12 protein-coding genes and 2 rRNA genes (1 of these 14 only partly in view) are annotated in these 13,790 nt (G+C 52.7%); 1 reads left to right on the forward strand and 13 read right to left on the reverse strand.

Annotation, left to right across the window (positions count from 1 at the left end; all coding sequences use genetic code 11):
- Positions 1-123 precede the first annotated feature (123 nt).
- From gltX to KXU80_RS16630, 4 genes are all read right to left on the reverse strand, one after another.
- Positions 124-1,584 (reverse strand): glutamate--tRNA ligase, encoded by a 1,461-nt coding sequence (gene gltX, locus KXU80_RS16615; RefSeq protein ID WP_219834351.1) that lies wholly within the window; start codon positions 1,582-1,584, stop codon positions 124-126.
- 39 nt (positions 1,585-1,623) lie between these two features.
- Complete coding sequence (gene ispF, locus KXU80_RS16620) at positions 1,624-2,109, reverse strand: 2-C-methyl-D-erythritol 2,4-cyclodiphosphate synthase (RefSeq protein WP_219834352.1); 486 nt, start codon at positions 2,107-2,109, stop codon at positions 1,624-1,626.
- Positions 2,106-2,768 (reverse strand): 2-C-methyl-D-erythritol 4-phosphate cytidylyltransferase, encoded by a 663-nt coding sequence (ispD, locus tag KXU80_RS16625; protein ID WP_219839076.1) that lies wholly within the window; start codon positions 2,766-2,768, stop codon positions 2,106-2,108. The genes ispF and ispD overlap by 4 nt, the downstream gene beginning before the upstream one ends.
- Before the next feature lie 154 nt (positions 2,769-2,922).
- On the reverse strand, positions 2,923-4,017 hold the full coding sequence (locus tag KXU80_RS16630) for a PIN/TRAM domain-containing protein (RefSeq protein ID WP_374987792.1): 1,095 nt from the start codon (positions 4,015-4,017) through the stop codon (positions 2,923-2,925).
- A gap of 191 nt (positions 4,018-4,208) precedes the next feature.
- Here KXU80_RS16630 and KXU80_RS16635 point away from each other — a divergent pair, with 191 nt between their 5' ends.
- Positions 4,209-4,604: a nucleoside triphosphate pyrophosphohydrolase family protein gene (locus KXU80_RS16635; RefSeq protein ID WP_219834354.1), complete on the forward strand. Its 396-nt coding sequence runs from the start codon at positions 4,209-4,211 to the stop codon at positions 4,602-4,604.
- A gap of 88 nt (positions 4,605-4,692) precedes the next feature.
- On the opposite strand, the gene pssA is transcribed toward KXU80_RS16635, so the two are convergent.
- The 9 genes from pssA to KXU80_RS16680 all read right to left on the reverse strand — a co-directional run.
- Positions 4,693-5,445, reverse strand: a complete 753-nt coding sequence (gene pssA, locus KXU80_RS16640; RefSeq protein ID WP_219834355.1) for a CDP-diacylglycerol--serine O-phosphatidyltransferase — start codon at positions 5,443-5,445, stop codon at positions 4,693-4,695.
- Positions 5,446-5,602: 157 nt separating this feature from the next.
- Positions 5,603-6,679 carry a DNA integrity scanning diadenylate cyclase DisA gene (gene disA, locus KXU80_RS16645; protein ID WP_219839077.1) on the reverse strand — a complete coding sequence of 359 codons (1,077 nt, stop codon included), beginning with the start codon at positions 6,677-6,679 and terminating at the stop codon, positions 5,603-5,605.
- Positions 6,680-6,691: 12 nt separating this feature from the next.
- The gene (radA, locus tag KXU80_RS16650; RefSeq protein ID WP_219834356.1) at positions 6,692-8,059 is read right to left on the reverse strand and encodes a DNA repair protein RadA; all 1,368 of its coding nucleotides are present in this window, start codon (positions 8,057-8,059) and stop codon (positions 6,692-6,694) included.
- 174 nt (positions 8,060-8,233) lie between these two features.
- On the reverse strand, positions 8,234-10,693 hold the full coding sequence (locus tag KXU80_RS16655) for an ATP-dependent Clp protease ATP-binding subunit (protein WP_219834357.1): 2,460 nt from the start codon (positions 10,691-10,693) through the stop codon (positions 8,234-8,236).
- A 2-nt stretch (positions 10,694-10,695) separates the two neighbouring features.
- A complete protein-coding gene (locus KXU80_RS16660) occupies positions 10,696-11,733 on the reverse strand; it encodes a protein-arginine kinase McsB (protein ID WP_374987793.1) in 1,038 nt (345 codons plus the stop codon).
- A gap of 69 nt (positions 11,734-11,802) precedes the next feature.
- Entirely contained in the window at positions 11,803-12,324 is a 522-nt protein-coding gene (locus KXU80_RS16665) for a protein-arginine kinase activator protein McsA (RefSeq protein ID WP_219834359.1), read from the reverse strand.
- 35 nt (positions 12,325-12,359) lie between these two features.
- Positions 12,360-12,821 carry a CtsR family transcriptional regulator gene (locus KXU80_RS16670; RefSeq protein WP_219834360.1) on the reverse strand — a complete coding sequence of 154 codons (462 nt, stop codon included), beginning with the start codon at positions 12,819-12,821 and terminating at the stop codon, positions 12,360-12,362.
- 320 nt (positions 12,822-13,141) lie between these two features.
- Positions 13,142-13,258 (reverse strand): 5S ribosomal RNA (rrf, locus tag KXU80_RS16675).
- 123 nt (positions 13,259-13,381) lie between these two features.
- Positions 13,382-13,790 (reverse strand): 23S ribosomal RNA (locus KXU80_RS16680); it runs 2,519 nt beyond the window's last position.

Raw genomic sequence — 13,790 nt, forward strand, 5'->3', positions numbered from 1 at the left:
CCTGTTCTAAGCCTTATTGCTTATGATAAAAAGATTCGATTTCAAATGAGTACCTCAAGTATAGCCCACAGCCCTACAACTGACAAGTACCCCTCCGCCCAGTTACTGACCGGACAAACTAAATTATGCCAGCCTGCCCTGCAGGCGATTTTGTACCTTCGCTTTACCGAGCAGCACGATCGTTGCGTTCAGATCAGGCCCATGCGTCTGACCCGTCAAGGCAGCGCGGATCGGCATGAATAATTGCTTACCCTTGAAGCCAGTCGTCTGCTGTACAGATTTGATCGCCGCCTTGATGCCGTCGACATGCAAATCACCCATCACTTTCACTTGTTCCAGGAATGCTGCCAGCACGATCGGCACCTGTTCTTCCGCGAGCACGGCAGCCGCTTCATCTTCATCGACAGCTTCCGGCAGGAAGAACAGTTCCGTCAGCGGTACGATATCGGCTGCATAACGCAGCTTATCCTGATACAGCGCGACAAGATCGTTCACCCACGCGCGCTGGGCCTCGGAAAGCTCACCGGAAGACAGTCTGCCTGCCTTCAGCAAATGGGGAATACACATATCCACTAGACGAGGAACATCCGTCTTCTTCATATACTCATTGTTCATCCAGCTCAGCTTGTTCGTATCGAAAACAGCCGGACTCTTGCTCAGACGATTCGCCGTGAATACAGAGATCAGCTCTTCGCGCGTGAAAATCTCCTGCTCGCCCTCAGGCGACCAGCCGAGCAGCGTAATAAAGTTGAACATCGCCTCCGGCAAATAGCCCAGCTTGTCGTACTGCTCAATGAACTGAATGATGGACTCGTCGCGCTTGCTGAGCTTCTTGCGGTTTTCATTCACGATGAGCGTCATATGGCCGAAAACCGGCGGCTCCCAGCCGAACGCTTCGTAGATCATCAATTGACGAGGCGTGTTGGAAATATGGTCCTCGCCGCGAAGCACATGGCTAATTGCCATGAGATGGTCATCGAGCGCAACGGCAAAGTTATACGTTGGAATACCGTCCTTCTTCACGATGACGAAGTCGCCGATCCCGTCGGATTCGAAGCTGATTTGTCCTTTGACGAGGTCGTCAAAGGCGTAGGATTTGCCTTCCGGCACGCGGAAACGAATGCTTGGGATCCGTCCTTCCGCTTCGAACGTCGCCCGCTCCTCAGCCGTGAGGCTGCGGTGCTTGCCGGAATAGCGGGGCATTTCGCCGCGCGCCGTCTGCTCTTCCCGCTCCTGCTCCAATTCTTCTTCCGTGCAGTAGCATTTGTATGCCAACCCGCGGTCGAGCAGCTCCTGCCAATAGTTCCGGTAGATATCGAGACGCTCCGTTTGACGATATGGACCGTATCCGCCGCCGACATCCACGCTCTCATCCCATGTGATGCCGAGCCATTTCAAGTAAGTCAGCTGACTTTCCTCGCCGCCCGCTACGTTGCGCTTCACGTCGGTATCTTCGATCCGAATAATGAATTTGCCCCCAAGATTGCGGGCGAACAAATAATTGAATAAGGCCGTTCTTGCATTGCCGATATGCAGATGCCCTGTAGGTGACGGTGCATAACGCACCCTGATTTGATCGGACATAAAGCTCCGCTCCTCCCGTCGACTATACGTATTGCTGAATCATAGCATAACTTTTACAAGGCAGACAACCGCTTGCGCGGCAATGCCTTCGCCGCGTCCAGTAAAGCCGAGCTGCTCCGTCGTCGTCGCCTTTACGTTTACTTGGGTGTTGTCTTCCGCCTCTAGTGCACCGGCAATCACTTCCACCATTTGCGGGATATAAGGCGCCATCTTCGGCCGCTGCGCAATGATCGTCGCATCCACGTTGCCGAGCTTGTAGCCTCGCTCCTTTACAAGCGACCAGATGTGCTGAAGCAGCTTCAAGCTGTCCGCATCCTTGAAAGCCGGATCCGTATCAGGAAAATGCTTCCCGATATCGCCAAGTCCAAGCGCCCCCAGCACCGCATCGCTGATCGCGTGCAGCAGCACATCCGCATCGGAATGGCCAAGCAGTCCCCTTTCGTACGGAAGGGTCACGCCTCCAATAATACACGGTCGTCCCTTCACCAGCTGATGCACGTCAAAGCCTTGTCCTACTCGAATCATTGCTCCGTTCCCCTCTCCCGGTCGCGGACCGCCAGCAAAAATTCCGCATAAGGCAGATCCTCCGGTGTTGTGATTTTGATGTTCGTGTAATCGCCTTGGGCCACCGAGACGCTTACGCCCAGCCGTTCAACCGCCATCGCATCGTCGGTGCCCAGAAAATCATCCTGCACCGCCCGCTCCAGCGCTTCCCACAGCAAAGAACGGCGAAAAGCCTGCGGCGTTTGAATCGCCCACAAGCTCCGCCGTTCCGGGGTCTTCGTGATGACGCCGGCCTCATTCACTTGTTTAATCGTATCTTTAACAGGCACGGCCATCACCGCGGCTTCTGTAAGGGTAGCTTTGCGCATACAGGCTCGTACCGCTTCATGCGTAACGAACGGCCTTACGCCGTCATGCACCATGATCCAATTCACATCGCTATGGAGCGCAGCCATGCCGATCCGCACGGAATGCTGCCGTTCGCTGCCCCCTGCCAAGACAGTCTTCACCTTATGCAAACCATAGGTGGCGACCATGGCCTCGCAGCGCGAAACATCGTCTTCGCCAACGACAAGACATACATCGGCGATTTCGGCCATCGCTTCAAACACTTCCAGGGTATGCACAAGTATTGGCTTGTCCCTCAGCAGCAAATACTGCTTGCTCTCGGCCGTTCCCATACGTGTTCCACGGCCCGCCGCCACGACGACAACACCCCATTTTGCCTCTGCTGCTTCCACGCCTTTCAACCGCCCCGCCGCTGTAAACTTCGACTTTCCCTCCGCCCGAAAAACCTCTCAGCAGGGAAAATCATCCGTGTACTATCATACCTTGTTACAGCGCTTTTTCCAACAGCTTCGGCTTGGCGAAAATCATGCGCCCAGCGGACGTTTGCAGCACGCTCGTTACGAGCACTTCCATCGTCGTTCCGATGTAATCTCTGCCGCCCTCTACCACGATCATCGTGCCGTCATCCAAATAAGCAACGCCTTGACCGTGCTCCTTGCCATCCTTAATAACCTGAACGACAATTTCCTCGCCCGGCAGAACGACCGGCTTCACGGCATTGGCCAAATCATTGATATTAAGTACGGATACGCCCTGCAGCTCGCACACCTTGTTCAGGTTAAAATCGTTTGTCACCACTTTGCCGTGCAGCGCCTTAGCCAGTTTCACCAGCTTGCTGTCTACTTCGCCTTCTTCCATGTCGCCTTCGTAGATTAGCACTTTCACGTCAAGCTCTTTTTGAATTTTGTTTAAAATATCAAGTCCGCGGCGGCCCCGGTTACGCTTCAGCAAATCGGACGAATCCGCAATATGCTGCAGCTCCTCCAGCACGAACTCGGGAATGACCAGTGTACCTTCAATAAAACCGGTTTTGCAGATATCGGCGATTCGGCCGTCAATAATGACGCTTGTATCGAGAATTTTGTGTTCCTCATAGCTGCTTTCCTCATCTACACGCACGGCTTTCGAACTCCGCTCGGCCAATGCCGCGATCCGCTCCGCAAACTCTTCCCGTTTATTCAAGCCTACCCGCAATCCAGCATACCCTAGAAACAACGTCAGCACAGCCGGGATAAACATCGCCGCGCCGCTAAACCCCGACAATACCGGATAGAGCAGTGCTGATAATGCCAGGCCGCCCAGCAACCCGGCTCCGCCTGCCAGCAATTCGCCCATCGGCATCGCTGATACCCGTTCTGCCCCCTGCTGCACCCGCCTCATGATTGGCCCTGCCAATATGGTTGCCGCCGCTAAGCCGCAGATTGCGCCGATCCCTACATTCATGTAATACCCGCCGGAATGCTGCAGCAAGCCGCTAGTCGAAGCTGACCAGCTGATGCCTGCGTTTAACGAGCTGTACATTCGAGCTCCGAGCACACCGCCAAACAATAGCCCAATCCCTTGAATCATTCGTCTCATCATCATATAAATCCACCTCCATTACAATTATGTTCCAATTATTGTAACGTTAATCGTAGGGAGGACAGGAAAGCATTAGAAATTATTAACTTGCCGCCGTATTGGGACAAATAGGGCAAATCCGTTTTGAAATACGGGGCGAGGAGGCTTATAATAATACCATAGCAACCCATTCTTGAAATGAGGTGGAACTGATGCATGCACCAACGTTGGAGCAATTTCAGCAGCAAGTATCCGAGCTGCTGCTGCGACATCGCAGCTTGCTGGACGTCCTGTCCAAGTACGGTCAATCCGGCGCTTCCGTCAACCGTGCCGTTGCCAAATCCGTAACCGAATGCGGATGCATTGAATTAAACGCCCGTAAGCAGCAATTTGAAGATGACTTTAATCTGGAGCAAGCCAAGACCAAGGTTCATCACCACATCTCGGGCGAGCTTTGCGAGCATTGCAAAGAAGCCATTCAAAACGAGCTAGGCCGCAATTTGTTCTACATGTCCGCCATGTGCAACCTGCTTGAGATCAAGCTGGACGACGTCATTGAACGCGAATCCGATAAATGCAGTACACTCGGCCTGTTTAACCTGACCTAGATCTGCATCGCCAAAAGTCATTACAAAAAGACCGCCTCATTCTCCCAAGTGGAGGAGGAAGGCGGTCTTTTTCATTGACTGACGCGCTTTAGGCGCTGTGCTCGCTATGAACAGCTTCTTCTTGAAGCTGATTTTCCAATCTGCGCTTGCGTTTCCTGCTTGGAATGCGCCGATCAACGTTTTTTTTTAGGCCGTACAGCGCGTATAGAACGAGCGGTACGAATATGATCTTAGATAAATGGTGCGGGAACAATATACCTAGTACAACCGCTACCAGGACGACAATTGGAACGACCCAGATGGCGTTCTTTGGAATGCCGAGTTTCTTGAAGTTCGGGTACCGCACGGTGCTAACCATCAAGAAGGACAGTACCAGGGTTGTTGCCATAAGGACAGATAACGCGATGTCTTTGTGGAACAGAGCCAGTGTAGCCAATACGCCGCCTGCTGCCGGAATCGGAAGACCGATGAAATAGCCCGGCATTCCGGATACGACGTTAAATCTCGCTAGGCGAAGCGCTCCGCAGATCGGGAAGAGAGCCGTAATGATCCAAGCTGGCGCCGGATTAAGCTCCTGGAAAGCAACACTATACATAATAAACGCTGGCGCGACTCCGAAGGAAATGACATCGGATAAGGAATCCAATTCTTTACCAAATTCGCTCGATGCATTCAATGCCCGGGCGACCCGACCGTCTACACCATCCATCAGCATTGCGATGATAACCATCATGGCAGCCAATTCCGGCTTTGCATTTTCAGGAAAAACGAGAATAATGGCGATGATACCCAGAAACAAGTTCGCCACTGTAAAAAGACTCGGTATTGACTTCGTGATCATTCTGCTCCACCTCATCTTTACTATGCCCCAAAACTGCAACAAACAGCATGGATGGCAATCCTGAGAAAAGAAACTTCGCTGAAGTTTCTGGATGCGTTAAAGGTTTAAATTGTCAGTTGTAACCAATGCCCATCTGCATTCCCTCATTGTATGGGATTTAAATTTGTCTGTCAATGAACATCTGCTCTTGGATGCGCTTCAAGCCTTCCTTGATCGTGCGCGCCCTAACCTCACCAATTCCGTCAACGGCATCAAGCTCTTCAATGGTAGCCATCAGCACGTGAGGCAATGTCCCGAACCGCTCCACCAGGTTGTTCAGAATGTTAGCCGGTAGACGCGGAATGCGGCTAAGCAGCCGATATCCGCGGGGAGCAACCATTTCCTCGGAGGCAGCGATATTACTGCTGTAGCCCAGCTGCTTAATAATCTGCGGAACTTCAAGCAGCTCTTCCGAGCTCATCTTGCGGATATTGGCCCGGATTTCACGAACGCGTTCCTCTGCCGGATCCTTGCCGTAATCCTTCAGCAGGAACCACGCTTCCTCCTCCACGCCTCCAACCAGTTCTTCCATCTGCATGCTGATCAGGCGGCCTTCCGTGCCCAATTCATTCACGTACCGCTTAATTTCCATTTTGACGCGAATGACCATTTCCACCCGCTTGATGACATGCGCCACTTCCTGCAGGGTTACCATTTCCTCGAACTCCAGCGCTGACAAGTTCGTAAATGACTGGCCAAGCACCGCTTTGTATTTCTCTAGTGTCTGAATCGCCTGATTGGCTTTGGTTAAGATAACGCCCATTTCCTTGAGCGAATAGCGGAACTGTCCTTGATAAAGCGTAATAATATTCCGGCGCTGCGAGATGGAAACGACCAGCTTGCCGGTCTGCTTGGCCACGCGCTCCGCGGTACGATGCCTGATTCCCGTTTCGCTCGACGAAATCGAGCTGTCGGGAATCAGCTGCGTATTAGCATAAAGAATCCGCTTGCGATCCTCGCTCAGAATGATTGCGCCGTCCATTTTGGCCAATTCGTACAAATAGTTCGGGGAGAAATCGCAGTTGATGGAGAAACCGCCGTCGACGACCTCCATAACCTCGGGACTGTAGCCGACAACGATGAGCGCCCCTGTCTTAGCTCGCAGCACATTATCCAGTCCTTCCCGAAATGCCATCCCGGGTGCGACCATTTGGAGCAGTTGATTGACCATTTCTGCCTGGTTTAGCTCTTTCATCATCTACCCCCCTTATCCGAATGCCTTGGACAGCGCTTCTGCTACCGTCTCGACGCCAATGATTTCAATCCCCGCAGGCGGGGTCCAGCCCTTCAAGCTCTTCTTCGGCATAATCACGCGTTTGAAGCCCAGCTTATGCGCTTCCTTCACGCGCTGCTCTGCGCGGGACACTGCCCGAACTTCGCCGGTTAAGCCGATCTCGCCGAAGAAGACGTCATACGGTCTTGTCGGCGCATCGCGAAAGCTCGACGTAATGCTGACCGCCGCCGCCAAATCCACTGCCGGCTCGTCGAGCCGGATGCCGCCCGCCACATTAAGATACGCATCTTGCGTCTGAAGGAACATGCCCATCCGCTTCTCCAATACGGCGACGATCAGCGTCATGCGGTTGTGGTCAATACCTGTCGCCATCCGCCTCGGAGAGGGGAAATTCGTCGTCGCGACGAGTGCCTGCATTTCCACCAGTACTGGCCTTGTACCCTCCATGCTGGCAACTACGGTCGAGCCGGATACCCCAATTGGACGCTCAGAGAGAAACAGCTCCGAAGGATTGCTGACTTCCCTCAAACCATCCTCCACCATTTCAAAAATGCCGATTTCGTTCGTCGATCCAAACCGGTTCTTCACAGCTCGGAGAAGCCGATAGGAATGATGCCGCTCTCCTTCAAAATAAAGCACGCAGTCCACCATGTGCTCCAGCATCCGCGGCCCAGCGATCGCCCCTTCTTTGGTCACGTGGCCGACCAGCACGGTTGCGATGCCTTTGATTTTGGCGACGCGCATAAAATGCGCCGTGCATTCGCGAACCTGCGAAACACTGCCTGGTGCCGACTGCACCTGCGGATCATACACCGTTTGGATGGAGTCAATGACGAGAAAATCGGGATTGACCGATTCGATCGCATCATTAATTTGCTCCATGTTCGTTTCGCACAATACATACAGCGTTTCCGACAACGCACCGAGGCGGTCAGCCCGAAGGCGAGTCTGCCTGACGGATTCCTCGCCGGAGATATAGAGCACCGTCAGCTGCTTCGAAGCGAGCGCATGCGAGGTCTGCAGCAGAAGCGTTGATTTGCCGATGCCCGGATCGCCCCCGACCAGAATGAGCGAACCCGGAACGACGCCTCCGCCCAACACGCGGTTCAGCTCCTTATTGGTTGTCTCAATCCGTTTCTCCTGACCACTTTCTATATGTATGATAGGTTGGGGCTTTTCTTTCGTCTGAATGATCGAAGCGCCCATCCCTTGCGTCTTGACGACTGTTTCCTTCTCTTCTACCATCGTATTCCATTGTCCGCAGCCCGGACATTTTCCCATCCACTTGGGTGATTCATTGCCGCATTCCGTGCATGCGAACTTGATTTTAAGTTTTGCCATGAGCGGCTCCTTATGCAAAAGACGTATCAATCAAAGTTTACCACTTCTACGGTTGCGATAAAACCTTAATTATTCTTAAACGAAATCGTCGGTTCGAGGCACTGTCCGCAGACGAGAAAAATACCCTCCATCCGCTGCTTGAATGCAGCAGGATGAAGGGTATTTGAACCTTGATTACTTGGTTGCCGGCTCTTCAGCCGCCGGGATGCTGTCTACGTGCGCAACCGTTAATTCGCCATCCTTCTCGTCAATAACGAGCGTGTGGCCTTTGGTGATCTTGCCGAGCAGCAGATCTTCGGAAAGACGATCCTCGATATGTTTCTGAATCGCTCTGCGGAGCGGACGCGCGCCGTATTGCGGATCGAAGCCTTCTTTGGCTAGGAACATCTTCGCCGATTCCGTCAGCGTGAAGTCCACTTCCTGCTCGCGCAGGCGCTTGCGAAGCTCGTCGGACATTAATGTTACGATTTGAGCGATATGCTCTTGCTCCAGCGAATGGAATACGATTGTTTCGTCGATCCGATTCAAGAACTCTGGACGGAAGCTTTTCTTCAGCTCACCGAGCACTTTCTCTTTCATAATGTTAAAGTCGCGGCCCGCATCCTGCGTCGCCGTAAAGCCGAGTGAGGAATTGCGCTTGATTTGATCTGCACCGACATTCGATGTCATGATGATCAAGGTGTTGCGGAAATCGACGACGCGACCTTTGGAATCCGTCAAACGGCCGTCTTCCAGCACTTGAAGCAGGATGTTGAACACTTCCGGATGTGCCTTCTCGATTTCATCGAGCAGGACGACCGAGTATGGTTTGCGGCGCACCTTCTCCGTCAGCTGCCCGCCCTCTTCATACCCGACATAGCCCGGAGGCGCTCCGACAAGTCTCGACGTGGAGTGCTTCTCCATGTACTCCGACATGTCGATGCGGATGACCGCATTCTCGTCGCCGAACATTGCTTCTGCAAGCGCGCGGGCGAGCTCGGTTTTACCTACGCCAGTTGGACCAAGGAAGATGAAGGAGCCCATCGGACGCTTCGGATCTTTCAAGCCCGCACGCGCTCTGCGGATTGCGCGGGAGACCGCTTTAACCGCTTCGCTTTGACCGATGACGCGGTCATGCAGAATATCTTCCATCTTGAGCAGGCGCTGCGTTTCTTCTTCCGCCATTTTCGACACCGGAATGCCGGTCCAGCTTGCGACTACCTGCGCAATGTCCTCAGGCGTAACCTCGGAATCCGTGCGTCCCTGCTTCTCTTTCCATTGATTCTTGGTTACATCCAGCTCTTCGCGAATTTTCTGTTCCGTATCGCGAAGCGCAGCTGCCTTTTCGAATTCTTGGCTTTGAACGGCGGAGTCTTTCTCCTTACGGATGTCCTCCAAACGGTTCTCCAGCTGTTTTAAATTAGGCGGTACCGTGTACGATTTCAAGCGTACCTTGGAACTTGCCTCATCAATTAGATCGATCGCTTTATCCGGGAGGAAGCGGTCCGTAATATAACGGTCCGACAGTTTGACGGCTTGCTCAATAGCCTCATCCGTAATTTTCACTCGATGATGCGCTTCGTAACGATCGCGAAGTCCGTGCAGAATTTGAATGGCTTCTTCCGGCGAAGGCTGATCCACCGTAATCGGTTGGAACCGGCGCTCCAGCGCGGCGTCCTTCTCGATGTATTTGCGGTATTCGTCAAGCGTCGTCGCGCCGATGCATTGCAGTTCGCCGCGTGCCAGCGCCGGTTTCAGAATGTTGGATGCGTCGATAGCACCTTCTGCTCCGCCTGCGCCGATCAGCGTATGAAGCTCATCAATGAACAAGACGATGTTACCGGCTTGGCGAATTTCGTCCATAATTTTTTTGAGTCGGTCTTCAAACTCGCCGCGGTACTTCGTGCCAGCGACGACAGAGCCCATATCGAGCGTCATGACGCGTTTGTCGCGAAGCGTTTCCGGAATCTCACCGGCAATGATCTTCTGCGCGAGGCCTTCGGCAATCGCCGTTTTACCGACCCCTGGCTCCCCGATGAGCACCGGATTGTTCTTCGTTCTGCGGCTGAGTACTTGAATGACACGCTCGATCTCTTTGCTCCGGCCAATCACCGGATCCAAATTGCCGTCTTTCGCGTAAGCCGTCAAATCACGTGCAAGCCCATCCAATGTCGGCGTGCTGACGTTAGCCGGCGCTCCGTGACTACTGGATACCGCTTCGCTGCTTCCAAGCAGCTGAAGCACTTGCTGGCGAGCCTTGTTCAGGCTGATGCCGAGATTGTTAAGCACGCGTGCTGCAACGCCCTCGCCCTCGCGGATCAAGCCGAGCAGGATATGCTCCGTGCCTACATACGTATGACCAAGCTTGCGGGCTTCATCCATAGAAAGCTCAATGACTTTTTTCGCACGCGGCGTATATGCAATATTTGTAGGCTGCTCTTGACCACGGCCGATAAGTGTTTCCACTTCGTCTTGAATCTTCTCGAGGCTGAGTCCGAGTCCAATCAATGCTTTAGCTGCGATTCCTTCGCCTTCGCGATTCAAGCCGAGCAAAATATGCTCCGTGCCGATATTATTGTGACCAAGACGAACCGCTTCTTCTTGCGCTAATGCGAGCACCTTCTGTGCCCGTTCAGTAAATCTGCCAAACATCATGTTCACACACCCCCATGATCGGATTCACGTTGCAAATGCTTGCGTATAAGTTCCGCTCGCCGGATATCTCGTTGTTCAGGCGTCATTTTCTCATGAAACACCTGTTGGAGAAAACCCGGCTGCGTCAATACCATCATCTCATTCATTACCTGCGGCGTTACAGTTTGAATCAAGCCCAAATCAATTCCCAATCGAACGTCTGACAGACGCTGGGCCGCTTCTTTGGAATCCATAATCATCGCATGGGACAGAATGCCGAAAGAACGCTGAATGCGGTCCTCAACCCTTATCCGCGAATCTTCCAGCAGTCGCTGGCGAGCCGCTCGTTCATGCTCAATGATTTGACGGACAACGTTATGCAGATTCTCGATTATTTCCCCTTCGGTTTGCCCGAGCGTAATCTGATTCGAAATTTGAAATAAATTGCCTACAGCCTCGCTTCCCTCGCCGTAAATCCCCCTTACCGCCAAGCCTACTTGCGTAATGGCCGACAAGATTCGGTTGATCTGCTGCGTCAGAACTAAGCCGGGAAGATGCATCATCACAGAAGAACGAATACCAGTGCCGACATTCGTTGGGCAACTGGTCAAATATCCTCTTCGTTCATCGAATGCATAATCCATTTCTTCTTCAAAAATATCGTCAATGCGGCTTGCTAGCCCCCAGGCTTCTTTAATCTGAAAGCCTGGATACAGGCATTGTATCCGCAGATGATCCTCTTCGTTCACCATGATGCTGACTGCTTCATTCTCGCTGAGCAGAACTGCCCCGCTGCGGGATTCGTTCGCCAAGTTCGGGCTGATCAAATGCTTCTCCACGAGCACTCTTCGTTCAAGCTCGCTTAGATGTGCCAATTCAATCGTTTCAAACTCGCCGTATTCCTGCAGTTTGTCGGTATCCGCTACTGCGGTCAGCTGTTCCATGACGTCGTGCGCCTGCTGTGTAGTTGCCAGCATCGGAAAAGGATGCCCCGTTAAATTACGGGCGATACGGATACGGCTGCTGATGACTACGTCAGCGTCCGGCCCGTTTGCCTTCATCCAGTCACTCAGCGCTTCTTCGACATAAGACCGCTTCGTCACTCTGAATCACCTTCCTGGCCGCCTTACCTAAACATCGGCTATATTACGCTCCAACTCGCGAATCCGATCCCGGATTTGGGCCGCATTCTCGAAATCTTCCTGCTCGATCCTTACATGCATATCCCGTCTAAGCGCATCGATTTCACGCTTAATCTGAATCTGTACACCGGCGCGCTTCGGAATTTTACCTACATGCGTTGTATTCCCATGTACCCGTTTCAGAATAGGATCCAGCTTGCTTCCGAACTGGGTATAACAATTACTGCAGCCGAAACGGCCCATTTTACTGAATTGCGTGTATGTCAGACCGCAGTTCTCGCAGCGAAGCTGCTGAGTCTTAGCGCCTAGTGCGTTCAGGCCCCCCGCCTGCTCGAAATCCAGCAAGCCTGACAATAAGCTATGGATGGAAAATCCGTTTGCCGTTCCAGGGATTCCTTCTCCCCGTTCACGCGCGCAAGCTTCACAAATATGAAACTCCGTTTTCTCCCCATTCACAATTTTCGTAAAATGAAGCGTAGCCGGCTTCTTGTCGCATTCCTGACAAAGCATTCCGCACTATCCCTCCTCTTGCAAGGCTGCGCAGCTTACTTCATGAGCAGCGTAATCAGCATCGCCCGGAGCAGCCGTGCACGAATTTCATCGCGCAGCGGAAGCTTTACCGCTATGGTTTCACGAGAAATCGCCGCCCGAAGCAAGTTCGCTTCTCTGCGGGAAATCAATTTCCCTTCTTCCAGCTGATAAACAACCCCTTCTGCGGTATCCTGATCCACCTGCTCGCCAATTGTCTGAACGAGATGCTCCTGGAGAGCTGACAACGTCGGCAGCTCAACGCGCTGTATGCGGATATAACCGCCGCCGCCGCGTTTGCTTTCTACGAAGTAGCCCTTCTCCAGTGTGAATCGCGTGCTGATTACGTAATTGATCTGGGACGGCACACATGAGAACCGATCCGCCAAATCGTTACGCTGAAGCTCGACAGCACCGCCGGGGCTTTCCTTTAGCATATGCTTGAGGTACTGCTCGATGAGATCGGAAATGTTGCGCATTTCGCCAACCTCCCTAAGTTGCCCAAACAACTGTCCGCCTTTCGGCTAAGAAATCTAAATCGTCAAAGTTTTTAGTCAAATTGACTTTGACTTTCTTTGACTTTAACTTTATTATACGCAATTTTCCCAAAAGGTCAAGCGGGTGACTCCGCCGTTCTTCCCTTTAATAGCTTGGGCGGTTCGCGCCTATTTATACGCGTACCGACGCCATTCTACAACATTTCGTCCTGCTGTTCCGCATAACAATATATGTGTGCCCGGTGGGAAAAGATTTAAAAACAACAAAAAACCGATCGCAGAAACTGCGATCGGTTGTTCGTGCTTGGCAACGTCCTACTCTCCCAGGACCCTGCGGTCCAAGTACCATCGGCGCTGGAGGGCTTAACGGTCGTGTTCGGGATGGGTACGCGTGGTTCCCCTCCGCCATCGCCACCAAACGATGTACATACAGAGCTCTCTTTCACCCTGAAAACTGGATACGAACCTTTGCGAAGGTCATTACTTAGCTGAACGAAGATGTTAACGTTAGTTTCCGAAGTGAACCCCTTAACAGGGTTCAATAGGATAAGCCCTCGACCGATTAGTATTCGTCAGCTGCATGCATTGCTGCACTTCCACCTCGAACCTATCAACCTGGTCGTCTACCAGGGGTCTTACGAATTGGGAAATCTCATCTTGAGGGGGGCTTCACGCTTAGATGCTTTCAGCGCTTATCCCGTCCGCACTTGGCTACCCAGCGGTGCTCCTGGCGGAACAACTGGTACACCAGCGGTGCGTCCATCCCGGTCCTCTCGTACTAAGGACAGCTCCTCTCAAATTTCCTACGCCCACGACAGATAGGGACCGAACTGTCTCACGACGTTCTGAACCCAGCTCGCGTACCGCTTTAATGGGCGAACAGCCCAACCCTTGGGACCTACTTCAGCCCCAGGATGCGATGAGCCGACATCGAGGTGCCAAACCTCCCCG

The organism is Paenibacillus sp. R14(2021), assembly GCF_019431355.1.
Lineage (GTDB): Bacteria > Bacillota > Bacilli > Paenibacillales > Paenibacillaceae > Paenibacillus_Z.